The sequence below is a fragment of the Azospirillum sp. TSH64 genome (assembly GCF_003116035.1).
Classification (GTDB): Bacteria; Pseudomonadota; Alphaproteobacteria; order Azospirillales; family Azospirillaceae; genus Azospirillum.
This window is the reverse complement of record NZ_LGQW01000015.1, coordinates 5,054,943-5,077,886: the sequence shown is the minus strand read 5'-3', so window position 1 is coordinate 5,077,886 and position 22,944 is coordinate 5,054,943. Positions and strand designations below refer to the sequence as shown.

Genomic DNA, 22,944 nt, shown 5'->3' with positions numbered 1-22,944 from the left:
CGCCACTGGTCGAGGTCGCAGTCCTGCGCCGCCCCGGTGCCGAGCGCCAGCCCGGCATTGTTGACCAGGACGGAGATGCCGGCGAAGGCGTCGGGCAGGGTGGCCAGGGCGTCGCGCGTCGCCGCCTCGTCGCGGATGTCGAAGCACAGTGGATGGACGACATCCGGGCCGCCCAGCGCCTCGACCAGGGCATCCAGCCGGTCCTGGCGCCGGCCGGTGGCGACGATCCGCCAACCCTCCGCCACCAGCCGCCGGGCGATGGCGTCGCCGAAGCCGGAGGTGGCGCCGGTGACGATGGCGGTCTTGCCTGTGCCGGTTTTCGCGGCGGTGTTCGACATCGTTCGATCTTTCCTCATGACGGAGTGGTGAAGTTCAGGCCCAGTGTGACGGCGGTCTGGATCAGGCCGGCCACCGCCACGGCGAACAGGCCCCCGGAGGCCAGCCGCCGCCAGCCGTCGAGGCTGAGGCGGGCGGACAGCAGCCGGCCGGCGGCGAAGCCGGCGAGCGTGGGACCGATGAAGGTCGCCAGCAGCCCGGCCACGCCGGGGTCGATGGCCCCGACCATGGCGCGCCCGGCAAGGCTGAGCGCATCGACTGCGCCGAAGAACACCGCCAGCGTCCCCTTGATGGTCCGCCGGTCCCGCCCCCCGGCCAGCAGCCATGCCGCGATCAGCGGCCCGCCGACGGCGAAGGCGGCAAGCAGCACGCCGACAATGAAGGCGATGCCGGCCCCGACCGTCCGGTGCCGCAGCCAGTGCGGCGGCTCCCGCACCAGGGCGACACAGGCCGCCGCGAAGACCGTCACCGCGACCAGCAGCCGCGAGGTGCCGTCGTCGAGGCTGGCGGCGATCAGGCTGCCGCACAGCGCGCCGGCGAACCCCATCGCCAGCATCAGCCGCGCCACCGCCCAATCCACCGCCCCCTGTTCGCGGTCCAGCAGCAGGAAACAGGTCAACAGCAGGTCGCTGACCAGGATGAAGGGGATGCCGGCGGCGGGCGAGGGCAGGAACAGCAGCCCCAGCGCCGCGATCAGGGCGTATCCGAACCCCGTCACCCCGCGAAACGCGGCGGCGAGGAAGGTCACGCCCCCGAAGAGGAGCATGGACATCGGTTTCGCAACCTTCCCTCAGCGGCTCAGACCTTGCCCTTCCAGGGCACCAGGCGGCGTTCCAGCCAGCGCATGCCGAACTCGAACAGGGTGGCGAAGGCGCCGATGACGAAGATGCCCATCAGCACGATGTCGGTGCGCAGGAAGTTGGACGCGTTCAGCACCATCTGCCCGATGCCGGTGGAGGCGGCGACCATCTCGGCGGCGACCAGCGTCGTCCACCCCACCCCCATGCCGATCCGCAGCCCGACCAGGATGTCGGGCAATGCCGCCGGCAGCACCACATGCACCACCACCTGCCAGCGGCTGGCGCCCAGCGCGCGGGCGGCGTTGACCTGATCGGCCGCCGCCGCCGACACGCCGGCCCGGGCGGCCAGCGCCACCGGGGCGAAGCAGGCGAAGAAGATCAGCAGGATCTTCGAGGTCTCGCCGATGCCGAACCAGATGATGACCAGCGGCAGATAGGCCAGCGGCGGCAGCGGCCGGTAGAATTCGATGAAGGGATCGAGTGCCGCGCGCAGGGTCGTACTCAACCCGGTCGCCAGCCCCACCGGGATGCCGATCAATGCCGCCAGCACGAAGGCGCTGACCACGCGCACCAGGCTCATGGCGATGTGTTCGGTCAGCGGCGCGCCGTCGATCCTTCCGTCCACCGCGTCGAGGAAGGCCTGGAAGACTGTCCCGATCTTCGGCAGGAACAGCGGCTTGACCACGCCCTGGCCGGTCAGCGCCGCCCACAGCGCCAGCGCCGCCAGGATGGCCGCCATGCTGATCAGCGCCGGCTGCGACCGAAATCCCTGCATTCGGCGGCGCAGCCGGTTCAACGGCACCATCCCGGACGGAATGCCGGCCAGCCCGGCCCCCGGGCTTTTGGCGGATCGCACCTGCTCCGTGGCGGTGGGTTTCATGCGGCCTCTCCTGTGGCGGCGTGGCTGCCGTGGTCGCTGCGCTCGTGAATGAAGCCCAGCACCCGCTCGCGCATCGCGATGAAATCGGGGGAGGATTTGACCGACCGGGCATCCTGCCCGGCCAGGAAGCGCCGGCTGAACTCCAGCGGGATCATCTCGGCGATCCGGCCGGGGCGCGGGGTCATGATGATCAGCTTGGTCGCCAGGAAGATCGCCTCCTCCACCTCGTGGGTGATGAAGAAGGCCATCTTCCGCGTCTCCGCCCACACCCGCAGGATCAGCTCCTGGATCTGTTCGCGGGTGAAGGCGTCGAGCGCGCCCAGCGGCTCGTCCATCAGCAGCATGCGCGGGTCGGCGGCCAGCGCACGGGCGATGCCGACGCGCTGCTGCATGCCGCCCGACAGCTCGTAGATGCGCTTGTCGGCGAAGGACGCCAGCCCGACCAGCTCCAGCATGCTGCGGGCGCGCCGGCCGCGTTCGGCCTTGCCCATGCCCTGCATCTTCAGCCCGAAGGCAACATTGTCGGCCACGCTCAGCCAAGGCATCAGGGCGTGGCGCTGGAACACCACCCCGCGGTCGGCCCCCGGCCCGGTGACCGGCTTGCCGTCCAGCAGGATTTCCCCGTCCGTCGGCGGCAGGAAGCCGGCGATGCAGGACAGCAGGGTCGTCTTGCCGCAGCCCGACGCGCCGAGCGCCACCACGAATTCCCCCGGCTCGATGGTCAGATCGACCCAGGACAGGGCGACGGTGGCGCTTTCCCCGCCGCCATACTGGACGCTGACATTGCGGACTTCGAGCATGGCTGGGCCTCCTGATTGCGGGGGGATGGTGCTGCGGACCGGACCGTTACCTGGCGGCCGCCTTGACAACGTCGGCGGTCACGAAGGGGCCGTAGTCGGGGGCCAGTTCGGTGACGCGGCCCTGGCTCTTCAGGAACTCGGCGGTCGATTTCAGCGCCTCGGCGGCACCGCCGCCCAGCCACTCCTTCGACGCCTGCTCCTCCAGGGTCGGGAAGCGGTAGGCGGCCAGCCCGTCCGGCACGTCGGCCGGGGCGGCGCCCGTCCATTTGGCGATGGCGGCGGCCTGCGGCGACGCCGCGGTCCAGCTATCGCCGGTCTTGGCGTAATCGGCGTCGGCGGCGGCCAGCAGCTTGACGAAGGCCGTCATGAAGTCGGGGTTGGCGGCCATGAAGGCCTTGGTGGCGACGATGCCGTCGAAGGTCGCCTTGCCCTTCTTGGCGAAATCGCCGGCGCTGGCGATGACGGTGCCGTTCTTCTTCGCCGTCGTCAGGACCGGTGCCCAGATGAAGGTGGCGTCGATGTCGCCGCGCTCCCACGCCGCCGCGATTTCCGGCGGACGCATGTTCAGCAGCTTCACGTCCTTGCCCGACAGCCCGGCCTCCTGCAGCGCGTACATCAGCTGGTAATGGGAGGTCGACACGAAGGGCACCGCCACCGTCTTGCCCTTCAGGTCGGCGATGGACTTGATGCCGCTGCCGTTGCGGGCGACCAGCTGTTCGGCGTTGGCGATGTCGTCCAGGATCCAGAACAGCGTGATGGGAAGGCCCTGGGAGGCCGCCGCGGCGATGGGGGAGGAGCCGGCTTCGCCGATGTCGACATTGCCCGACGCCATGGCGCGGATCACGTCGCCGCCGCCGCCGAACTTCACCCATTTCACGGCATAGCCGGTCTTCTTCTCCAGATCGCCGCTTTCCATCAGGACGCGGATCGGCGTCATCATGTCCTGATAGGCGAAGGTGACGGTCTTCTCCGCGGCCACGGCCGGGGCGGAGGCCCCGAACAGCGCGCCGATTGCGACGAAGGCGGTGGCGAGCAGGGTCTTGCTGAAGGTCATGGCGGGGTCTCCGTCGAGGCCGGTCATTAGGCCGATGTGACTATTGGGCCGATGCGGCCATTAGGACCCAGCCGCCGCCCCCGCCGAAAGGTCCAGATCCCCCCGGTTTGCGGCGGTCACTGGTCAGGCGCCCGATCCGCTGCCCCATCCCGCGCCATGTGGCGCCCCTTTGGGCAGACGCCCGTCCGGTGACCATCCCGGCCGCCGCAATCGGCGCCTTTCCGCCCGTCATCGGCCGGCACCCTTCTTGCTTTTCCGCATACCGGGGCAGTCACTCCCATGCGATGGCCCGGGGTAAGAAGGACGGTTGCACCATGCAGATCGACACCGCCTGGCGGCTTCTTTTCGGCGGGATGGAGCGCGACCCGCAGGGATTGAGCGCGCGCGTCCGCGGCATCATCGCCGACGCCATCGAGACCGGCCTGCTGGCACCCGACATGCGGGTTCCCTCCAGCCGCAGCCTTGCCGAGGCGCTGGGCATCTCGCGCAACACCGTCAACGCCGCCTATCAGCATCTGATCGACGATGGCCTGCTGGTCGCGCGGGAGCGCAGCGGCTTTTTCGTTGCCCCGTCGGACGACCGGCGTGCGTCGGAGCCCACGCACACCGGCGTCGCGGCGGACGGCGCCGCGGCGGACAAGGCCGGCGGCTGGGCGGCGCGCTTCGCCATCCGGCCGTCGCGCCTGCCGCAGATCACCAAGCCGCGCAACTGGACGGACTATCCCTATCCCTTTCTGTTCGGACAGTTCGATCCCAGCCTGTTCCCGACCAACCCATGGCGGGAGAGCGTGAAGGCGGCGTCCAGCGTGCAGGAGATCACCCGCTGGGCCCGCGACATGATCGACGACGACGACCCCGACCTGCTGGACCAGCTGCGCCACAAGGTGCTGCCCCGCCGCGGCATCTTCGCCGGTCCGGGCGAGATCATCGTCACCATCGGTTCCCAGCATGCGCTGTCGATGCTGGTCCAGCTGCTGGTCGGTCGCGACACGCCGGTGGGGATCGAGAATCCAGGCTATCCCGACGTGCGCCACATGGTCGGCATGGCGACGGCGGACATAAGGCCGCTGACCTGCGACGGCTTCGGCGTCCTGCCCGATGCGGTGTTCGCCAGCCGCCGGGTCGCCTTCGTGACGGTGGGGCACCAGTGTCCGACCACCGCCGTGATGCCGATGGGGCGGCGGCGCGCCCTGCTGGACGCCGCCGCCCGCCACGACGTCGTCCTGATCGAGGATGACTATGAATCCGACCTGTCGGTGGAGGGCGATGCCGATCTGCCCTGCCTGAAGAGCCTCGACCGGGCCGACCGGGTGATTTACACCGGCAGCTTCTCCAAGATCCTGGCGCCGGGCCTGCGCATCGGCTACATCGTGGCGCCGAAGCCGGTGATCGACGAGCTGCGCGTCCTGCGCCGGCTGATGCTGCGCCACCCGCCGACCAACAACCAGCGCAGCCTCGCCACCTTCATCCAGCTCGGCCATTACCGCCAGCATCTGCGCCGGACCGCCGCCGTGCTGGAGGAGCGGGCCGAGCTGATCGCCGAACTGCTGCCGAAGCTTCTGCCCGGCTGCCGGCCCCGCCGCGACTTCGGCGCGAAGAGTTTCTGGATCGAAGGGCCGCCCGACCTGGACAGCCGCGATCTGGTTCGCAGGGCACGCGATCAGGGCGTCCTGATCGAAGCCGGCGATATCTTCTTTCTGGATCCCGCCGAGGGCCGCCGGTATTTCCGGCTGGGCTTCACCTCCATTGCCGCTCACCGGATCGAACCGGGGTTACGCCGCCTTGGGGCTTTGCTGGCGGCGTGAACCGGCGTGACCCCGTCGGCACCGAGATTGGGGGTTTTCGGGCAAGGACATCTCCCGCCTGGGTCGTGTCAGTGCTCTTCCAGATCGGCCAGTCCGGATTCCGGGAACAGGACGTCGATGAAGCCGAACTTGGACATGTCCACGATCCGTTGGGGATAGAGGAAGCCGTCGAGGTGATCGAACTCGTGCTGGAAGACCCGGGCGTGGAAGCCTTTCGCTTCGCGGACGAGCGTCGTGCCGTCCTCCAGCGTGCCGCCATAGCGGATGTGCGTGCACCGCGGAACCATCCCGCGCAGCCCCGGAACCGACAGGCAGCCCTCCCAGGACTCCTCGACCTCTTCGGTGAGTTTCTCGAACCAGGGATTGATCAGCGTGGTGACGGGGACGGGAGGCACGTCCGGGTAGCGCGGATTGGCGTCGAAGCCGAAGATGATCACCCGCAGGTCGACGCCGATCTGCGGTGCGGCCAGCCCGGCGCCGTTGGCGGCATGCATGGTTTCGAACATCTCGGCGATCAGCGACTTCACCGCCGGGTCGTGGATATCCTCGACCGGCCTCGCCACCCGTTGCAGCCGGGGATCACCCATCTTCAAGATTTCGCGCATGATGTGTCCCTCACTCCGATCCGATGGACTCAATGAGTCATCGAGATCGACCGCAGTGCAAGCCCGCTCTGAGCCGTTCAGCAGCCGTGGCTTCGGTCGTAGCCATTGATGGCCGGTGCGCGCCATCCCTCCGGCAGTCGGGCGGGCTTGTGGATCTCGACGAGAAGCGGATGGCAACTGGCCGTGTCCGAGGAGTGCTCCGACGAGCAATCGCCGCCGGGGCAGGCGGACATGCAGCCGAGCAGGTCCACTTCGGCGAAAAACTCCAGGTAGTCGCCCGGCCGCACGGGGCTCGCCTTCATGAAATACTGCCCGGTGTCCCGGGTAAAGCCCGTGCACATGAAGACGTTCAGCACATCGTGGATGTGGGGTTCGGCCTCGGCCAGGCTCATGCCGGTGGCTTTCGCCAGGGCGCGGGTGAGATTGGAATGGCAGCAGTGGTGGTAATGGTCCCCGGCACTGAGCAGGTTGTGCGTGTAGGGGTCGCAACGGGTGCCGATGACGTCATGCACCGACCCGCCGAATTCGTCGAAACCGTACCAGTCGAGCGTGTCGTGCGTGATGGTGGCGATGGGGCGGAGATAGGGGAGGTTGGAAAACAGCTGATCGCCAAGCCCCACATGGGTGCCGTTCAGCGCCCGGGTCTTGCCGGTGTAGAGCCGCTCCTTCAGATCGTTCGCGTTGAAGAGGTTGAGGTCGCCAACCTGTGCGCCCTCGGTCGAGACGATGCGGCAGAAGTGGCCGGCGGGCACGGTCCAGGTGGCCGCATCGCGCGGCGGGACCACCACCGTCCCGATCAGTTCCATCCCGTCCCGCACCGCGCGGTATGCCGCCAGATCGGCACGCGGCAGGCTCTGCGTCGGATAGCAGATGACCGGCCTGACCGCCTTGCGTGCAGCGGCATCTGCGGGGGGCGCGGTGATGGGGGTGGGCTTCATTGGCTTTTCCGTTCGATTGTGCCCGCTCGCGGCGAGGGCTGTTCAGGGACTGTTCAAGGACGGTTCAGGGGTTGTTGCGCAATCGGGCTGCGCCCTGGGCCGAAGCCTTCACCGGGATCGGCACCGACAACACCATTGAGATCGGTAACGGCCATATGGAAACCATCACTCCTCTTCCGTCGCGACGGTGAAGTTCCGGTCCCTCCGCCTCAACTCGTCCAGCAGGCCGTCGATGATGCGCAGCGCCTGTGCCGTGGCGGCATTCACCTCGCTTCCGGCGGGATGGATGAGGAACAGCGTGCGCATCAGCGCCGGGTCGCAGATTGGCCGGATCACCAGGGTGCCGGCCTGGATGTCTTCCGCGACGGCGCTGTGCGGCAGGATCGCGCAAGCCAGTCCGCGCCGGACCATGTCCTTGATCGCCTGCATCGATTCGAGCGAGAAGGCGATGTTCGGCACCAGACCGCGCGCCGTCATCGCATCGGTCACCAGGCGCCTGACCAGATCGCCCTCGTTGGGCATCGCCAGGTCGGCGTCGGCGATGGCCGCCAGCGACAGCGGGCCGGTCCCGTCGAACCGCGAACCCGGATGGGTGATCAGGCACAGCGCCTCGTTCAGCCGCGGTTCCCGGTGCAGCATGCGGCTGCGCGGCACCGTGTAGGCCAGCGCCAGATCCAGCTTGCCCGACGAGACATGGCCGATGAGGGCATGGCTCAGCTCCTCGAACAGCTTCAGTTCCACCCCCGGAAGGGCGCCGTGCAGCCGCTCCATCAGCCTGCCGGCCAGCAGTCCGGACAGGCTGGGGGTCAGTCCCACGGCCAGCGTTCTCGGAACCTGCCCGGCGGCCTCGCGCAGCGAGCGCTTCAAGTCCTGCAGGCGCCGCACCATCAGCCGCGCCTCTTCCAGAAAGAGGAGGCCGGCCGGGGTGGGGTGGGTTCCGGTGACGGTGCGGACCAGCAGCGGCACGCCGAACTCCCGCTCCAGCGCCTTGATCTGCACCCCCAGCGCCGGCTGCGCGATGTTCAGCGCCAGCGCCGCCTTGCTGATGCTGCCCAGTTCGCAGACGAGGATGAAGCTTTCCAACTGGCGGCTGCGCATCGGTCGCGATCCATCGTTGCGGTCCAGTGGGGCGGTCCAGTGGGGCGGCCCTGCGGCACGCCACCGGCAGGGACGGAAGCCTCGCATCGGCGGTGGGGGAGGGCAAACAATTTTTGTATGGGGGTGGTCCAAAGCTGTCCTAGACAGGGCCGGCGGGCTGCATTTGTATGCTTACAAAACAAACAGAATTCAGGCGCAACGCCGAACGCCCGACACCGGGAGGGAGATGCAGCCCATGCGTGGCCTATCGTCAGAAAGAGCACCGGTCCCCCAGGATGCGGCAGGCGCGTCCCATCCGGCGCAGCCCATTCCCTTCGGCCGCGCCCAGGGTCCGAGCGGTGCCCAGGGTTCCAACGGCCTCGCGGCCGGCGCCCACGCGGTGATGACCGGCGTCACCCGCATCTTCGGATCGGCGGTCCATGCGCTGGGTCCGGTCGACCTCGACCTGCGCCGGGGAGAGTTCTTTTCCATCGTCGGGCCGTCCGGCTGCGGCAAATCCACCCTGCTCGACGTGCTGGCCGGGCTGAGCAGCCCAACCGACGGCACCATCACCTTTGAGGGCAAGCGCGTGCGCGGCACGGTTCCCGACGGGGTCGGCGTGGTCTTCCAGGAGGATGCGTCGTTCCCCTGGCTGTCCGTGCGCGACAACATCGCCTTCGGCCTGCGCCGCGCCGGCTTCCGCGGTGCGGAGGCGGAGGAGCGCGTTCGCCATGCCATCGATTTCATGGGGCTGAACGATTTCGCCGACGCCTATCCCAACCAGCTGTCCGGCGGCATGCGCCAGCGCGTCTGCATCGCCCGGACGCTGGTGATGCGTCCGCGCCTCGTGCTGCTCGACGAGCCGTTCGGCGCGCTCGACCAGCAGACGCGCCTGCTGATGGGCGACGAGCTGCTGCGGCTGTGGCGGGCCAGCGGGGCGACCGTGCTGCTGATCACCCATGCGCTGGACGAGGCGGCGATGCTGTCCGACCGCATCGGCGTGATGTCGTCGCGCCCCGGCCGCTTCATCGAGATCGTGGAGACCGGCTGGCCGCGCGACCGCACCAGCGCCATCGCCGCCGAACCCGCCTTCGGCGAGGTCACCACCCGGCTGTGGAACACGCTGCGCGAGGAGTCGCTGAAGGCGATGGCCAGCCAGCGGAGGGTCGCGGGATGACGCGGGCCGGCATCCAGCGCCTGCTGATCACCGTCGCGGCCGTCCTGGCGCTGGAGGCGTCCTGCCGGCTGGGCTATGTCGGGCGCGCCACCATGATCCCGCCGTCGGAGATGCTGGCCGAGCTGGTCCGTCTGATGGGAACCGACGGCTTCTGGTCGCAGATCGGCTTCACCCTGCGCAACATCCTGGCCGCCGCCGTCGCCGCGATGGTCGTTGGCTTTGCCGGCGGCGTCGCGCTCCACGCCCTGCCGCGGGTCCGCCGGGCGGTCGAGCCGCTGATCGCCAGCTACTACGCCCTGCCGTTCTTCGTGCTGTATCCGCTGTTCATCGTGCTGCTCGGCATGAACGCGCTGCCGATCATCGCCATGGGCTTCCTCTATGCGGTGATGGCGATGGTGACGGCGACGCTGTCCGGGCTGGACCGCATCCCGCCGGTGCTGCGCAAGGTCGGCCGCACCTACCGCCTCGACCGCGTCCAGGACGCGCTGCTGATCCAGCTTCCGGCCGCCGGGCCGCACATCTTCACCGGGGTGAAGCTGGCGCTGAGCTATTCGGTGACCGGCGTCATCGGGGCGGAGTTCATCCTGGCCGGCAGCGGGCTCGGCTACTCCATCGCCTTCGCGTACAACAATCTCCAGGACCGGACGATGTACGCGCTGCTGCTGTTCGTCGTGGTCTTCGTCTCCAGCCTGACCGTGCTGCTGCACTGGGCGGAACAGCGGGTGCGCCACCGTTCCGGTGCGGGCCGCGTCGGCGCCGCCCGCGACACCGCCGGGGCAGGGGAGAAGCTGGTGGCCGCCGCCGTCATCGCCCTGCTGATCCTGGGCGGCTGGCAGCTGTTCCACGGGCTAGCCGGGGACGAGGCGCTGGCTTCGCCCGCCGTCACCCTGAACCGGATGACCGTCCTGTTCGGCAACCCGTCCTTCTGGGAAAATGTGGCGGAGACCGCCAAGGCGCTCGGGCTGTCGCTGCTGATCTCCTGCCTCGGCGGCGGGCTGGCGGGGGTGCTGATCGGTGCCAACCGTGCGCTGTCGGACGTGCTGGAGCCGCTGTTCGTCACTCTCTACGCCATTCCCAAGGTCACGCTCTATCCGGTGATCCTGCTGCTGTTCGGGCTCGGCATGCCGGCGAAGGTCGCCTTCGGCACGCTCCACGGCTTCATCCCGATGATGCTGGTCACCATGGGCGCCATCCGCGCCATGAACCCGGTGCTGCGGCGCTCGGCCCGCGCCATGCGGCTGACGCGGATGCAGACGCTGACCGCGGTCCTGGTGCCGGCGACGGTGCCGGAGATCGTGACCGGCCTGCGCATCAGCTTCTCCATCACCCTGCTGGGCGTGATGGTCGGCGAGATGTTCGCCTCCAAGCGCGGGCTGGGCTTCATGATCATGAACGGCATCAGCGTCAACGACACCGCGACGATGATGAGCGTCACCGTGCTGATCGGCCTGTTCGCCCTGGCGGTCAACAGCGCGCTGCTCGCGCTCGACAACCGGATGCACCGGGTCGCCTGAGCGGCGCCCGTATTCGACGCCTTTCGCCAGCCCTTCCTTCCCGGCCGCCGGCCTGTCCGGCGGAAAGGACCTTCCCATGCCCATCGAAACCGCGACGCTGATCGACGTCCATGCCCATGTCCGCCTGGAGGCGACCAACGGCGCCGCCGGCATCCACGGCCCGGAGCATGGCGTCGACGAGACCGGCCAGCCCTGGTACCGCGTCGGCAATTACCGGCTGAGCGGCGTCCGCCACCTGAACAGCCCCTTCACCGACCCGGAGCTGCGGCTGCGCCGCATGGACCGGTCCGGCATCGATTTCCAGGTGCTGTCGGCCAGTCCGCTGAACTACTTCCACCACATCGACGTGCCCTCCGCCGTCTCCTTCTGCCGCCGGCACAACGACGCGCTGGCCGAGCTGGTCGCGCGCTATCCGGACCGGCTGGGCGGACTGGCCGCCCTGCCGATGCAGGACCCGCGCGCGGCGACGGAGGAGCTGGAACGCTCTGTCGGCGAGCTGGGGCTGTGGGGGGCGGCGACCGGCACCGAATTCGCGGGCGAGCCGCTGCACAGCCCGGAGTTCGACAGGCTCTACGAGGCGTTCGTCCGGCTGGACGTGCCGCTGTTCCTGCATCCGGCCCCGGCCGGCATCGACGGGCCGCCCGGCGACCCGGCGCTGAAGCGCTTCGACCTCGACGTCATCATCGGCTTCGCCGCGCAGGAGACCATCGCCGTCGCCACCCTGATCTTCGGCGGCGTGCTGGAGCGCCATCCCCGGCTGGACGTCTGGATCAGCCATGGCGGCGGTGCCGCCGCCTTCACCGCCGGGCGGCTGGCGCAGGCCGGCATGAAGCGCCCGTGGGCCAGCCAGTCGATGAAGAAGGACGGCGCCTTCGAGGAGATGCTGTCGCGCCTGTGGTTCGACACGCACCTGAACGACGACCGGGCGCTGGCGCTGCTGACCCAGGTGGTCGGGCCGGACCGGCTGGTCTTCGGCACCAACTTCGCCGGCTGGGACCAGCCGGAGGACGGGCACCACGGCGCCGTGTCGCCCGCGCTGGCCGGCAACGCCCGCCGGCTGCTGAGAAAAGACAAAACGCACAACGGAGGGACGCCATGACCATCACCCGTTTCCTGACCCGCGCGCTGGCGGCGGTGCCGCTGATCGGCGGCCTGCTGGCCTCGGCACCGCAGGCCCATGCGCTGGAGATCATGGCGTCCCATTATGGCGCCCTGCTGAACACCGCACCCATCGCGGTGGCGCTGGAGCGCGGCGACTACAAGAAGAACGGCGTCGACGTCACCGACGTGATGAGTTCGGTGGGCGGCGGCACCGGCATCCGCAACATGGTGGGCGGCGGGCTCGGCTACGGCATCGTCAGCACCTCCACCGCGCTGGCCGGCATCCGGCAGGGCATGGACATCCGCATCGTCCACACCGCGATCCGCCGGGTGGACGACCTGCTGTGGGTGACGCGGCCGGACAGCGGCGTGTCCTCGGTCAAGGATCTGGTCGGCCGCAAGGTCGGCATCACCGCGCCGAAATCGTCGAGCGAGCTGATGGTCGTCATGGCCTTCGAGGCGGCCGGCTACCCTGGCAAGGCCGACATGGTGGCGCTGGGATCGGTCGGTTCGGGCCTGTCGGCGCTGGAGCAGGGCGGGGTGGATGCGGCGCTGATCCTGGAGCCGCTCTACAGCGCTCGCAAGGACCGCTATAAGGTCGCCTTCTCGCTGGAGAACCTGCCGTCGATGACGCCGACCGTCGGCGTCGCCACCGGCGACTTCATGCGCAAGAGCCCGGACCAGCTGCGCGGGCTGCTCGCTGCCTGGCGCTCCGCGGTGAACTTCATCTACGAGAATCCGGAAGAGGCCGCGAAGATGGTCGCCAAGCGCTATGGCGACACGTTGCCGGTCGATGTCGCCACCGCCTCGATGAAGCGAATGGCGGCGATCAAGTACTGGAGCCAGGGCGATTTCGACATGGACGCCCTGAACATCTGGGTCAAGGGCATGGAGCGCATGGGCGAATGGTCCGGCCCGGTCGACTGGTCGAAGGTGCTGGACGACTCCTTCCTCGCCGCAGATCTGCGCAAGTGACGGAGGACCCGGCCATGGACCCGGCCATGACGCAGCAGACCTCGACCGCGGGCGGCGCGCTGGCCGTCGTCATCGGCGGCGGCAACGGCATCGGCGAGGAGACCGCCCGGCTGATGGCGGCGCGCGGCTGGCGGCTGGCGGTCGCCGACCTCGACCCGGATGCCGCGGAGCGGGTTGCCGGCGACCTCGGCGGCGCCGCGCTGGCGCTCGACATCGCCGACGCCGGCGCGGTGGAGCGGGCGGCGGCGGCCATCGAGGCGGCGCACGGCCCGGTCGGCGCGCTGGTGGTCGCCGCCGCCGTCTTCCAGCCGGTGCTGCCGCCGGCCGAGCTGCCGCTTGAGGTGTGGGAGCGCACAATCCACGTCAACCTGACCGGCACCTATTACGCCAACCGCGCCTTCGGCACCCGCATGGCGCGGCAGGGACGGGGCAGCATCGTCAACATCGCGTCGATCGCCGCCATCGGCTCGGTGCCGGTCCATGCCTATGCGTCGAGCAAGGCCGGGGTGGTCAGCCTGACGCTGAACCTCGCCGGGGAATGGGGGCGCGCCGGGGTCCGGGTCAATTGCGTCTCGCCCGGCTCGACGCTGGTGCCGCGGGTGGTCGAGCGGATCCGGTCGGGCCGCTACGCCGCCGATCCGGCCGAATTCACAGCACTCGGCCGGATCGTGCAGCCCCGCGAGGTGGCGGAGAGCATCGAGTTCCTGGCCTCCGACCGGGCGTCGGCGATCACCGGCGTCAACCTGGTGGTGGATGCCGGATGGCACGTCGCCGGCAGCTGGGCGCAGTATGGCGGCGTCCGTCCGGCTCCCGCCCCCCTCCAGGCGGGAGGTGCCGCGTGAACCCGCTGTCGCTCTCCTATTACACGGTGCCGGAGCTGTCGCCGCCCGACATGGTGGCGGTGGCGGCGGACCAGGGCTGCGCCCATGTCGGCCTGCGCCTGCTGGGCGGCCAGCCCGACGGCGATCCGATGCCGCTGCTGGCCGACCCCGCCCTCAGGCGCGAGATGAAGCGGCGCATGGCCGACCGCGGCGTCACGGCGCTCGACGCCAACACCGCCCGCGTCCTGCCCCACACCGACCTCGACGCCTTCCGCCCCTTCCTGGAGGCTGCGGCCGAGCTGGGCGCCCGCCATGTTCTGGCGACCGGCGACGACCCCGACGAGGGGCGGCTGGCGGCAAGGCTGGGGCGGCTGTGCGACGATGCCGCCGGCTTCGGCCTGAGCGTGCAGTTCGAGTTCGTGCCCTGGATGAGCGTGCCGAGCGCCGCCGCCGCCGCCCGGCTGATCGGCCGGGTGGGTCGCCCGAACATCGGCATCGCGCTCGACGCGCTGCATTACGACCGCTCCGGCGGCACGCCGGCCGAGGTGGCGGCGATCCCGCCCGGCCTGTTCGCCTACATGCATCTCTGCGACGCCCCGCGCGATTATCGGACCGACCGCGAGTCCCTGCTGCACACCGCGGTGAAGGAGCGGCTGTTCCCCGGCGACGGCGGCATCGACCTGACCGGGCTGCTGCGCGCGCTTCCGCCCGGCCTGCCGCTCGCCCTCGAAATCCCCACCGCCGCCCTGGCGCGGACGATGGACGCGCCGGCCCGCGTGGCACGCGCCGTTGCCGCCACCCGCCGCCTGCTGGCGACGCTCTGACCACCGCCCACCCAGGAGGAACCATTATGGCCGCCAGCCCCGAGACCGGCACCGCCATCCGCGCCTGCGCCCAGGCGGCGATCCGGGCGATCGAGACGCACGGACACGACACCGCCCGCCTGACGGAGGCGCTGCGCGAACCGCTGGCGGCACTCGCCGCCCGGCCCGACCTGTGCACCGCCGGCGTGCCGCGCATCGGCAACCACGTCGCCAATTCCCAGTACCTCTACTATGACGGCGACCTGTCGATCCTGCTGTTCGAGCTGCCCGACGGCCAGCCCATCGCCGTCCACGACCATGGCAACTGGGAGAGCATGGCGATCTACCGGGGGCGGGTGAAGCACACCGTCTATGAGCGGCGCGACGACGGCTCGGTTCCCGGCAAGGCCGACCTGAGCGTGGTCGAGGATCGCGTGCTGGAGCCGGGCGACAGCGTGGTGATCGCCCCGCCCGCCGACATCCACGGCTTCATGGCGCTGGAGCCGGGAAGCTGGGGCATCACCGTGGCGAGCGGAACCTACAAGCCCGAGCGCAGCTATTTCCAGCCCGAGGCCGGAACCGTCGTCAACAGGCGCCCGCGCGGCTGACGGGCCGCCCGCATCCGGAACAAGGAAGACCACAGCGATGGGCGCAGAGCACGCCGCGACGGCGATTCCGTCGATGTTCAAAACCCGCTTTCCCGGGAGGATCGCATGACCAAGACCGCTCTGGTGACCGGAGCCGGCGGCGGACTGGGCGCGGCCATCGCGCGCCGTCTGGCCGGCGAAGGATACCGCGTGGCGCTGCTCGACCTCGATGCCGCCGGGCTGGAGGTCGAGGCCGCGCGCATTCCCGGTGCCCTGGCCTTCACCGCCGATGTGACCGACGAGGCGCAGATCGACGCGGTGGTCGCGGCGATGACAGAGGCGTTCGGCGACGGTCCCGACCTGCTGGTCAACAATGCCGGCATCGTCCGCTTCGGCGACCTGCTGGAGCACAGCGTTGCCGATTTCCGCCGCGTGGTGGACGTGAACCTGACCGGCACCTTCATCGTCACCCGCGCCGTGGCGCGGCGGATGGCGGAGCGCGGGTCGGGGGCCATCGTCAACATCACTTCGCTGAACGCCGTCGCCCCCAGCCCCGACGCCGGGGCCTATCCGGCGACCAAGGCGGCGGTCGCGCTGCTGACCGAACATCTGGCGCTGGCGCTGGCGCCGCGCGGCGTGCGGGTCAACGCCGTCGCCCCCGGCTTCATCGACGCCGGCATGTCGGCGCCGATCTATGCGGATGCGGAGGTGCGCGCGGTGCGCGGCGCCGCCGTTCCCGCCCGGTCGCTCGGCACCGCCGACGATGTCGCCGACGCGGTGCTGTTCCTGGCCTCGGACCGGGCGCGCTACATCCACGGACAGCATCTCATGGTCGATGGCGGCGTGTCCTTCAGCCTGAAGATGCACTTGCCCCGCCGCGCGCCGGCGGTGAAGCCCCTGGCGGGCGACCGATGAGCGGGGCGGTCCGCAACCTGATCCTGACCGGCGGCATCGGCCACCCCTTCGCCGACGCCGCTCCGGCGCTGGAGGAAATCCTGGCCGGTGCGGGGGTCGTCTCGACCGTCACCGACGACATCGAAGCCGGGCTCTCGGCGCTGGACCAGGGCGGTTTCGACCTGCTCACCGTCTATGCGCTGCGCTGGCGGATGCTGGGCAGCGAGAAATACGCCCCCCACCGCGAGCGCTGGGCCTTCTCGCTGTCGCCCGACGGACGGCGGAGGCTGTGGAACTTCGTCACCGGCGGGGGCGGGCTGCTGGGCCTGCACACCGCGCTGATCTGCTTCGACGACTGGCCGGACTGGAAGGATCTGCTGGGCGGCGCCTGGGTGTGTGGCCGCTCCGCCCATCCGCCGCGCGGTCCGGTCACCCTGGTCCCCACCGACCTTCCCCATCCCCTGACCGCCGGCCTGCCGCCCTTCACCGTCACCGACGAGGCCTACGGCGACTTCGATCTGGCCGGCGACGTCCGGCCGCTGGCGCTGGTGGCGCCGGAAGGGGGACGCGCCTGGCCCGCCCTGTGGGCGCGCGACGCCGGGCTGGGGCGGGTGGTGGCCGACACGCTGGGCCATGACCGCGCCTCCCTGGAACACCCGGTCCACCGCCAAATCCTGAGGCGCGCCGCCCTCTGGGCCTGCCGCCGACCGCTTTGAAAACCAACCGACCTGCACGAGGAACCGTCCCGATGACCAGCCTCCATGCGCCCGCCGCCTCCTCCGCCGCTGCTTCCGCCGCTTCGGCCGCGACCATTCCCCTGTTCACGCCGCTCGACGGCATCATCGGGGCGGAGACCGACAGGCTCGACCTGTCCCGGCCGCTCGACGACGCGACGGTCGATGCGGTGCGGACGGCCTTCCGCGACCATCACTTGCTGGTGATCCGCAACCAGTCGCTGGACAAGGAGCGCATGTACCGCTTCGCCGAACTGTTCGGCCCCATCGAGGGCCACATGATCCGGCTGGCCGACGGGTCGAAATGGGATGCGGTCCACACCATCACCAACCTGGACGCCGCCGGCAACCCGGTGGCCAAGCCATTCATCAGTTCCAACTATTTCTGGCACACCGACAAGTCCTTCCTGCGCGAGCCGTCGCTGCTGACGATGCTGCAGGCGGTGGAACTGCCGCCGGACGGCGGCGACACCCAGTTCGCCGACATGACCGCCGCTTACGACGCGCTGCCGGAGGCGACGCGTCGGCGGATCGGCGGGCTGAAGACGGTGCAGAGCCTGGAGTTCATGCGCCGCTACACCGGCAGCGCCCCGCCGACCGAAGACGACATCGCCGCCGCCCCGCCCATCGCCCATCCGCTGGTCCGCACCCATCCCGAAACCGGGCGCAAGAGCCTCTACATCGGCATGTACAGCTCCCACATCGAAGGCATGCCGGAGGAGGAGGGGCGAACCCTGCTGGAGGAGCTGCTGGAGCATGCGACGCAGGACCGCTTCGTCCACACCCACCGCTGGCGGCACGGCGACCTCGTCTTCTGGGACAACCGCTGCCTGTTGCACCGCGCCACCGCCAATTACGAGATGGGCAAGCACCGCCGCGTGCTGATGCGCGTCGTGGTGAAAGGCTCCGTGCCGGAGTGACGGGTGCGGCATGCCCGGCAGCGGAAACCGGGCATGCCCCGCCTCACGGGATGGTGGCGCCGGGAGCCGTCGTCCGCCCGAGCGCAAGTGCCTCCTCGATCTGGCGGTTCTCCATCGCCGGGGCGATGGCCCGCATGTCCTGCCCGGTCATGCCGAGCCTCGTTCCGATCTGCCGCCACTCGGCGGAAATCGCATTGGCCATGCCGATGGCGATCTTGCGGGCCTCGTCCTCGCTCGTCTGGAAATACGGAGCGGCCTCGATCAGGCGGGCCACGCTGAGTTCGTTGCCGTGAATCTCGGAGATGGCGGTTTTCAGGGTGCCCTCCTCCGGAACCGGGTTCACGTCGAACGCCGGAGAGAGGGTCCACTTGCCTCCGGGCGCGGCGAGGAAACCGTGGTTCCGCAGATGGTCGTCGGTGTTCCGGATCAGGATGCTGAACATCACCCGCCGGAAGAGTTCGCGCATGTCGGTCCGTGGTGCCGCGCAGTGCGTGAGCATCCGCTGGGCAAGATCGACGTAGTTGCCCGGCTCGGCACCGCGCAGCCCCATGAAGGTCTGCGCCGAGATGAAGGGGACACGGGCGTGCGGCTGACCGTCCGCGCGGCCGGCAATGCGGTCGAAACGCCTGATGATCGCGACGGGGAAGCGCTGGCCGGTCGGCAGCAGGTCGGCCGTGGACGCCTTGATGCCGACGCGCCCGGCCAGGCGGAGCGCCAGAACCTCGGCACGGGCGACAGCATACTCATCGTCCATCTTCGCCAGCTTCACGATCCACAGGGCGCCATGTTCATCGCGGGCGTTCACCTTCGGCCGCGCGCCGCCGAGCGATCCGACGGCGGTCTTGAGCAGACCGCCGTGAAGCATCTTCGCCCGGCTCTCCCGGTAGTGGATGGGATCCGCCTCGAATGCCCGGGACTCGGCCACAATCTGCTCGAGGTCGAAAAGGCGCGGGATGGAGATCTCGCCCGTCTCCCTGGGGGGTGCGAGCGGCTTTCCGGCGGGGCCCGGCTTATCGAAGTAGCGAAGCGCCCCGGAGCGGAGTTCGTCGTCGGCCTCCAACAGGTAGTCGAGTTCCGAGTCCACGCGGCCGCCCAGCGCCATCCTGATGATGGCGCGACCCCACGAATCCGGGGAACCATCGGCAATCGGGCCGGGCGTTGTCAGGTTGGCGTTGGCCGCTCTGGCATGGCAGGCTGGCAAGCATGAGCACGACGTCCAATCCCTATCGCGGTTTCCGCTTTCCGGCCGAGATCATCAGCGAAGCGGTGTGGCTGTACCACTGCTTCAGCCTGAGCCTGCGCGAGATCGAGTTGATGCTGGCGGCGCGCGGCATTGAGGTCAGTTACGAGACCATCCGAGAATGGGGCCTCCGTTTCGGGCGCGACTTCGCCAACACCCTCAAGCGGCGCCGGCCCAAGCCGGGCGACAAGTGGTTCCTGGACGAGGTCTTCATCCGCATCTGTGGCAAGCAGCATTACCTGTGGCGCGCCGTCGATCAGAATGGGGTGGTGCTGGACATCCTGGTGCAGAGCCGGCGCAACACCAAGGCGGCCAAGCGCTTCTTTCGCAAGCTACTGAAAGGACTGCGCTATGCGCCGCGGGTCGTGGTCACGGATAAGCTGAAATCTTACGCCGCAGCGAAGAGGGAGATGAAGCTCGGCAGCGAGCATCGGCAAAGCCGATACCTAAATAATCGCTGCGAAGTCTCACACCAGCCGACCCGATGGCACGAGCGGCACATGAAGCGGTTCAAATCAGTCCGACACGCCCAGCGGTTTCTCTCCATCCACAGCCGGATCCACACTCACTTCCAACTGCGCCGCCACCTGATCTCCGCCTCCGAGTACCGCGTCGCCCGTGCTCGCGCCTTCACCGCTTGGCGCGAGGTGACCGGGCTTGCTCAGGCCAGCTGACCAACGACCCTGCAGCGGGGCGGCTCAGCCTCACTGCGTCCTTGGCTGGTCAAGTTGACAACACCTCGGGCCGGGAAGCGCGGAGGCGTTGCCCATGCGCGCGTGGTAGAACGGAGCCACCTGGAGCGGCAGGTCGGGCGCGATGGCGAAGGCCCGCGGGTTGTCCAGCCAAGAGGCGTGATAGGTGAATGCGGACGTTTCGCGGGTGCCCGTGCTCTCGTAAATGAACTCTCCCACGGGAACGGCATTCGTTCCGAGCCGGACGTCGATTCTCCGTGTCGTCATCTCACCAACCCTCCACCTCATCGGTGGAGACGATGGGGCCGGTCGTGGCGTCATCGGGCTTCGACACGTTTTTCTTCGCCCGAGGCTTCGAGACGCGGGTCGGTACGTCCTGGCGGAGCATCATCAAGGCAACGTCGTCTTTCGTCTGGTCGAGCAGGTCCGTGAGCAGATCCAGTCGGCCGAGCGCGTTGAGCGCCATCGCGAGCGTGTTGAGCGAGACACCGGCATCGCCCTTCTCCAGCCGATGGAGGGTCGCTCGGGACACGCCCATCGCCCGCGCGAAATCCTCGGCCGGAATGCGGCGCGACCGGCGTGCGAGAGAGATGTCCTGGCCGAGCTTCCCGATTGCCCGAGCCACCGCCGGATAGACCGGCGACCCTTTGGTCCTGTGGGTTCCGTCTTGGGCTTTCATCGTCTTACACCTGATACGCGATGCGGAAATCAGCTCTCATGTGCGAGACGTGATGCAGATCGAAGCGAAGTGTCGGGACATGCCGGTTTATGTCTTATAGATAGTACGTTATTTCGGGGAAGTGTAGTGTCTGCGATACATTATCCGGCATCAGGACGACGCCATGAGCTGGGTGCCCGGCCTCGCCTGGAGCCGCTGCACGGTGCCGCTCACGTCTGCGATGCTCCGCGCCGACAGGCGATCTCCCGGCGCGTGACCGTCCATTCCGCCGTCGGGAAACACCCCGGCAGGGCCAGGCTGAGCTTGGCCAGCAGCCTGGAGCGCCAGCGCGCCCTGCGACCTCTAATCGCCTGCTCGAGCATGGCGGGATCGAAGCCGGCCCATTCACCGGCGGGTTGGAGCAGGTTCGAAAAGCAGACGGGGTGGATCTCCTCCCGAAGGATGGCGTCCATCTCGTCCAGGCTGTAGGGCGAGACCGAAAGAACCTGCACCCGCCATGCGCGGGACAGCGAAACGTCCGTGTCCAGATACATCGTCGACAACGCTTCCCAGACCGGGCGGCGCTGTTGCAGGTGTGAGTCCGAAAAGCGGATGGCGCTGCTGTTCATCGGGATGACGGCTGGTGACGGGCGCGAAGTCCGGCAGCCTAACCCATCCGCCCATCCTGTCGAGGCTGTTCGCCATGCGGCTGGAGATCTGTGGCCAGACATGCGGCCAGACCTGCCGGGAGGTCCAGAATGGTCCAAGGCCGTGCCGATGCGACAAGACCAGGCCGGCTGCCGCCGCCGATACTGCCCCCTTCACCCGAAAAATCCGCAGGAAACGCCAGCCATGTCCGCACCGGCCGCATCCGGCACCTCCCCACTGCCCATCCTCCTGCTGCTGCTGTCGGTGACGACGGGACTCGTCGATGCCGTCAGCGTGCTCGGCCTGGGCAAGGTCTTCACCGCCAACATGACCGGCAACATCGTCTTCCTCGGCTTCGCCGTCGTCGGGACGCCGGGCTTCCGGGTTCTGCCGGCGGTGGCGGCGCTGCTGTCCTTCCTGACCGGCGCCCTGATCGCCGGTCGGCTCGGCAGGAGATTCGCCGGCCGGCCGATGCGGCATTGGCTGCTGACCGCCGCCTTGTTTGAAACGGCCCTGTTCTGGATCGCCGCCGCCGTCGCCGCGGGCTTCGATGTCGGGACGCAGGCTCCGGCGGCCGCCCTCTATGCGATCATCGTCCTGACCGGCTTCGCCATGGGATTCCGCAACGCCACGGTCCGGCAGATGAAGGTTCCCGATCTGACGACGACGGTCCTCACCCTGACCCTGACCGGACTGGCCGCCGATTCCGGCCTTGCCGGCGGGGCGAACACCAATGCGCGACGCCGGATGGCCAGCGTGGCGGCGATCTTCCTCGGTGCGGCACTCGGCGCCGTCATGGTCATGCAGAGCGGGCTGGTGCTGCCCCTGGTCGTCGTCGGCGCGCTGGTGCTGGCAGGCACCGCGTTCTGCGCCCTTCACCCGGCCTCGACCGCACCGGTTGCGGCCTGATGCCGGGAACCCCATCCGTCAGAGGTCGGTGAAGCCGTCCTCCTCGCGGTCGCCGGCTCCCAGCTGCACGAACTGGGCGAGCAGCCAGGAGGCGGCCGGGCCGGGCGGTGTGTCGCGCCGCCAGACGCCGGAGAAGCGATAGGTGCCGCCCGGATGGTCGGGCATGGCGAGCCGCACCAGGGTGCCGGCGACCAGATCGGGCTCGACCATCGGCAGCGGCATGTTGCCCCAGCCGATCCCTTCGCGCAGCAGCGCGTGCTTGGCGCCCAGGTCGGCGAGCCGCCATGTGCGCGGACTCATCACCGAGAAATCCTGCCCCTCGGTGGCACGCGACCGGTCGGTGAGGACCAGTTGCACATGGTCGCGGCCGGCGCCGGGGGCGATCTGTGCCATGCGGCCCAGCGGATGGTCGGGGGCGGCGACCGGCACCATCGGCACCGATCCGGCGGTCGTCCGGTCCAGCCCGTCCATGCCGGCCGCTACCGGGCCGGAAATGCCGAGCACCGCCCGGCGGTCGAGCACCAGGGCGGCGACCGCGCCCAGGGTTTCGACATGCAGGCGCAGCGAAACCGTCGGATGGCTGCGCGCGAAGTCCCGCAACACCCGGCCCAGACGGTCGGCCGGCAGCATCACGTCGACGGCGAGATCGACCTCGGCCTCCAGCCCCTCGTGCAGGCCCCGCACCTTTGCGCGCAGGCCGTCCATCGCTTGCGCAATCGTCCGGGCTTCGGCGAGCAATGCCCGCCCGGCGGCGGTCAGCGTCGGCTTGCGCGACCCTTCGCGGTCGAACAGCGCCAGGCCGAGTTGGGCTTCGAGGTTGGCGATGCCGTAGCTGACGACGGAGACCGCCCGGTTCAGCCGCCGTCCCGCCCCGGCGAAGCTGCCGGCATCCACCACGGCGAGGAAGATGCTGAGCTGGTCGAAGCTGGGGGTGCCGACGCTGCTCATCATTCAACTTTCTTGAACATCTTGCGGC

25 protein-coding genes are annotated in these 22,944 nt (G+C 69.3%); 13 read left to right on the top strand and 12 right to left on the bottom strand.

What is annotated here, in order from left to right:
- The 5 genes from TSH64_RS24385 to tauA form a co-directional block, all read right to left on the bottom strand.
- Positions 1–338, bottom strand: a 338-nt coding sequence (locus TSH64_RS24385) for an SDR family NAD(P)-dependent oxidoreductase (protein WP_146208137.1), incomplete at its 3' end; no start/stop codon positions are given.
- A gap of 14 nt (positions 339–352) precedes the next feature.
- Complete coding sequence (locus tag TSH64_RS24380; protein WP_109448979.1) at positions 353–1,108, bottom strand: sulfite exporter TauE/SafE family protein; 756 nt, start codon at positions 1,106–1,108, stop codon at positions 353–355.
- Between the two features lie 26 nt (positions 1,109–1,134).
- Complete coding sequence (locus tag TSH64_RS24375) at positions 1,135–2,016, bottom strand: ABC transporter permease subunit (RefSeq protein WP_109448977.1); 882 nt, start codon at positions 2,014–2,016, stop codon at positions 1,135–1,137.
- Positions 2,013–2,816 (bottom strand): taurine ABC transporter ATP-binding subunit, encoded by an 804-nt coding sequence (gene tauB, locus TSH64_RS24370; protein WP_109448975.1) that lies wholly within the window; start codon positions 2,814–2,816, stop codon positions 2,013–2,015. Before tauB ends, TSH64_RS24375 begins: the two co-directional genes overlap by 4 nt.
- Before the next feature lie 46 nt (positions 2,817–2,862).
- Complete coding sequence (tauA, locus tag TSH64_RS24365; protein ID WP_109448973.1) at positions 2,863–3,870, bottom strand: taurine ABC transporter substrate-binding protein; 1,008 nt, start codon at positions 3,868–3,870, stop codon at positions 2,863–2,865.
- A gap of 314 nt (positions 3,871–4,184) precedes the next feature.
- On the opposite strand from tauA, the gene TSH64_RS24360 reads away from it, so the two are divergent.
- On the top strand, positions 4,185–5,675 hold the full coding sequence (locus TSH64_RS24360) for a PLP-dependent aminotransferase family protein (protein WP_109448971.1): 1,491 nt from the start codon (positions 4,185–4,187) through the stop codon (positions 5,673–5,675).
- Between the two features lie 68 nt (positions 5,676–5,743).
- On the opposite strand, the gene def is transcribed toward TSH64_RS24360, so the two are convergent.
- The 3 genes from def to TSH64_RS24345 form a co-directional block, all read right to left on the bottom strand.
- Positions 5,744–6,280: a peptide deformylase gene (gene def / locus TSH64_RS24355; RefSeq protein ID WP_211099166.1), complete on the bottom strand. Its 537-nt coding sequence runs from the start codon at positions 6,278–6,280 to the stop codon at positions 5,744–5,746.
- 77 nt (positions 6,281–6,357) lie between these two features.
- Entirely contained in the window at positions 6,358–7,218 is an 861-nt protein-coding gene (locus TSH64_RS24350; RefSeq protein WP_109448969.1) for a DUF1989 domain-containing protein, read from the bottom strand.
- A 165-nt stretch (positions 7,219–7,383) separates the two neighbouring features.
- Positions 7,384–8,316 carry a LysR family transcriptional regulator gene (locus tag TSH64_RS24345; RefSeq protein ID WP_158285411.1) on the bottom strand — a complete coding sequence of 311 codons (933 nt, stop codon included), beginning with the start codon at positions 8,314–8,316 and terminating at the stop codon, positions 7,384–7,386.
- Positions 8,317–8,551: 235 nt separating this feature from the next.
- Between TSH64_RS24345 and TSH64_RS24340 the strand changes: the two genes are divergently transcribed.
- The 10 genes from TSH64_RS24340 (at position 8,552) to TSH64_RS24295 (ending at position 17,821) form a co-directional block, all read left to right on the top strand.
- The gene (locus TSH64_RS24340; protein ID WP_199237655.1) at positions 8,552–9,472 is read left to right on the top strand and encodes an ABC transporter ATP-binding protein; all 921 of its coding nucleotides are present in this window, start codon (positions 8,552–8,554) and stop codon (positions 9,470–9,472) included.
- The gene (locus tag TSH64_RS36445; protein WP_247873121.1) at positions 9,469–10,986 is read left to right on the top strand and encodes an ABC transporter permease subunit; all 1,518 of its coding nucleotides are present in this window, start codon (positions 9,469–9,471) and stop codon (positions 10,984–10,986) included. Before TSH64_RS24340 ends, TSH64_RS36445 begins: the two co-directional genes overlap by 4 nt.
- 76 nt (positions 10,987–11,062) lie before the next feature.
- Positions 11,063–12,085 carry an amidohydrolase family protein gene (locus tag TSH64_RS24330; protein WP_109448963.1) on the top strand — a complete coding sequence of 341 codons (1,023 nt, stop codon included), beginning with the start codon at positions 11,063–11,065 and terminating at the stop codon, positions 12,083–12,085.
- Entirely contained in the window at positions 12,082–13,062 is a 981-nt protein-coding gene (locus tag TSH64_RS24325; protein WP_109448961.1) for an ABC transporter substrate-binding protein, read from the top strand. Before TSH64_RS24330 ends, TSH64_RS24325 begins: the two co-directional genes overlap by 4 nt.
- 26 nt (positions 13,063–13,088) lie before the next feature.
- Positions 13,089–13,904, top strand: a complete 816-nt coding sequence (locus TSH64_RS24320; RefSeq protein ID WP_109453002.1) for an SDR family oxidoreductase — start codon at positions 13,089–13,091, stop codon at positions 13,902–13,904.
- Complete coding sequence (locus TSH64_RS24315) at positions 13,901–14,707, top strand: sugar phosphate isomerase/epimerase (protein ID WP_158285410.1); 807 nt, start codon at positions 13,901–13,903, stop codon at positions 14,705–14,707. Before TSH64_RS24320 ends, TSH64_RS24315 begins: the two co-directional genes overlap by 4 nt.
- Positions 14,708–14,733: 26 nt before the next feature.
- Positions 14,734–15,294 (top strand): hypothetical protein, encoded by a 561-nt coding sequence (locus TSH64_RS24310; protein WP_109448957.1) that lies wholly within the window; start codon positions 14,734–14,736, stop codon positions 15,292–15,294.
- A 105-nt stretch (positions 15,295–15,399) separates the two neighbouring features.
- On the top strand, positions 15,400–16,188 hold the full coding sequence (locus TSH64_RS24305) for an SDR family NAD(P)-dependent oxidoreductase (RefSeq protein WP_109448955.1): 789 nt from the start codon (positions 15,400–15,402) through the stop codon (positions 16,186–16,188).
- Positions 16,185–16,883, top strand: coding sequence for a ThuA domain-containing protein (locus TSH64_RS24300; protein WP_109448953.1), 699 nt, complete (start codon positions 16,185–16,187; stop codon positions 16,881–16,883). The genes TSH64_RS24305 and TSH64_RS24300 overlap by 4 nt, the downstream gene beginning before the upstream one ends.
- Before the next feature lie 32 nt (positions 16,884–16,915).
- Positions 16,916–17,821 (top strand): TauD/TfdA family dioxygenase, encoded by a 906-nt coding sequence (locus TSH64_RS24295; protein ID WP_109448951.1) that lies wholly within the window; start codon positions 16,916–16,918, stop codon positions 17,819–17,821.
- A gap of 43 nt (positions 17,822–17,864) precedes the next feature.
- Here the strand turns inward: TSH64_RS24295 and TSH64_RS24290 are convergent, their stop codons facing one another.
- Positions 17,865–19,022, bottom strand: a complete 1,158-nt coding sequence (locus TSH64_RS24290) for a HipA domain-containing protein (RefSeq protein WP_146208063.1) — start codon at positions 19,020–19,022, stop codon at positions 17,865–17,867.
- A gap of 2 nt (positions 19,023–19,024) precedes the next feature.
- Between TSH64_RS24290 and TSH64_RS24285 the strand changes: the two genes are divergently transcribed.
- A complete protein-coding gene (locus TSH64_RS24285; protein WP_109095614.1) occupies positions 19,025–19,735 on the top strand; it encodes an IS6 family transposase in 711 nt (236 codons plus the stop codon).
- Between the two features lie 286 nt (positions 19,736–20,021).
- On the opposite strand, the gene TSH64_RS24275 is transcribed toward TSH64_RS24285, so the two are convergent.
- Positions 20,022–20,432 (bottom strand): helix-turn-helix transcriptional regulator, encoded by a 411-nt coding sequence (locus tag TSH64_RS24275; protein ID WP_109448945.1) that lies wholly within the window; start codon positions 20,430–20,432, stop codon positions 20,022–20,024.
- Between the two features lie 209 nt (positions 20,433–20,641).
- On the bottom strand, positions 20,642–21,040 hold the full coding sequence (locus TSH64_RS24270) for a hypothetical protein (protein WP_109448943.1): 399 nt from the start codon (positions 21,038–21,040) through the stop codon (positions 20,642–20,644).
- A gap of 223 nt (positions 21,041–21,263) precedes the next feature.
- Between TSH64_RS24270 and TSH64_RS24265 the strand changes: the two genes are divergently transcribed.
- A complete protein-coding gene (locus TSH64_RS24265) occupies positions 21,264–21,968 on the top strand; it encodes a YoaK family protein (RefSeq protein ID WP_109448941.1) in 705 nt (234 codons plus the stop codon).
- 18 nt (positions 21,969–21,986) lie between these two features.
- On the opposite strand, the gene TSH64_RS24260 is transcribed toward TSH64_RS24265, so the two are convergent.
- The gene (locus tag TSH64_RS24260) at positions 21,987–22,919 is read right to left on the bottom strand and encodes a LysR family transcriptional regulator (protein WP_199237654.1); all 933 of its coding nucleotides are present in this window, start codon (positions 22,917–22,919) and stop codon (positions 21,987–21,989) included.
- Positions 22,920–22,944: the final 25 nt, after the last annotated feature.

Coding starts and splice junctions, on each gene's coding strand:
- TSH64_RS24380 (WP_109448979.1), bottom strand. CDS start 1,108: ATGTCCATGCTCCTCTTCGGGGGCGTGACCTTCCTCGCCGCCGCGTTT.
- TSH64_RS24375 (WP_109448977.1), bottom strand. CDS start 2,016: ATGAAACCCACCGCCACGGAGCAGGTGCGATCCGCCAAAAGCCCGGGG.
- tauB (WP_109448975.1), bottom strand. CDS start 2,816: ATGCTCGAAGTCCGCAATGTCAGCGTCCAGTATGGCGGCGGGGAAAGC.
- tauA (WP_109448973.1), bottom strand. CDS start 3,870: ATGACCTTCAGCAAGACCCTGCTCGCCACCGCCTTCGTCGCAATCGGC.
- TSH64_RS24360 (WP_109448971.1), top strand. CDS start 4,185: ATGCAGATCGACACCGCCTGGCGGCTTCTTTTCGGCGGGATGGAGCGC.
- def (WP_211099166.1), bottom strand. CDS start 6,280: ATGCGCGAAATCTTGAAGATGGGTGATCCCCGGCTGCAACGGGTGGCG.
- TSH64_RS24350 (WP_109448969.1), bottom strand. CDS start 7,218: ATGAAGCCCACCCCCATCACCGCGCCCCCCGCAGATGCCGCTGCACGC.
- TSH64_RS24345 (WP_158285411.1), bottom strand. CDS start 8,316: ATGCGCAGCCGCCAGTTGGAAAGCTTCATCCTCGTCTGCGAACTGGGC.
- TSH64_RS24340 (WP_199237655.1), top strand. CDS start 8,552: ATGCGTGGCCTATCGTCAGAAAGAGCACCGGTCCCCCAGGATGCGGCA.
- TSH64_RS36445 (WP_247873121.1), top strand. CDS start 9,469: ATGACGCGGGCCGGCATCCAGCGCCTGCTGATCACCGTCGCGGCCGTC.
- TSH64_RS24330 (WP_109448963.1), top strand. CDS start 11,063: ATGCCCATCGAAACCGCGACGCTGATCGACGTCCATGCCCATGTCCGC.
- TSH64_RS24325 (WP_109448961.1), top strand. CDS start 12,082: ATGACCATCACCCGTTTCCTGACCCGCGCGCTGGCGGCGGTGCCGCTG.
- TSH64_RS24320 (WP_109453002.1), top strand. CDS start 13,089: ATGACGCAGCAGACCTCGACCGCGGGCGGCGCGCTGGCCGTCGTCATC.
- TSH64_RS24310 (WP_109448957.1), top strand. CDS start 14,734: ATGGCCGCCAGCCCCGAGACCGGCACCGCCATCCGCGCCTGCGCCCAG.
- TSH64_RS24305 (WP_109448955.1), top strand. CDS start 15,400: ATGACCAAGACCGCTCTGGTGACCGGAGCCGGCGGCGGACTGGGCGCG.
- TSH64_RS24300 (WP_109448953.1), top strand. CDS start 16,185: ATGAGCGGGGCGGTCCGCAACCTGATCCTGACCGGCGGCATCGGCCAC.
- TSH64_RS24295 (WP_109448951.1), top strand. CDS start 16,916: ATGACCAGCCTCCATGCGCCCGCCGCCTCCTCCGCCGCTGCTTCCGCC.
- TSH64_RS24285 (WP_109095614.1), top strand. CDS start 19,025: ATGAGCACGACGTCCAATCCCTATCGCGGTTTCCGCTTTCCGGCCGAG.
- TSH64_RS24275 (WP_109448945.1), bottom strand. CDS start 20,432: ATGAAAGCCCAAGACGGAACCCACAGGACCAAAGGGTCGCCGGTCTAT.
- TSH64_RS24270 (WP_109448943.1), bottom strand. CDS start 21,040: ATGAACAGCAGCGCCATCCGCTTTTCGGACTCACACCTGCAACAGCGC.
- TSH64_RS24265 (WP_109448941.1), top strand. CDS start 21,264: ATGTCCGCACCGGCCGCATCCGGCACCTCCCCACTGCCCATCCTCCTG.
- TSH64_RS24260 (WP_199237654.1), bottom strand. CDS start 22,919: ATGATGAGCAGCGTCGGCACCCCCAGCTTCGACCAGCTCAGCATCTTC.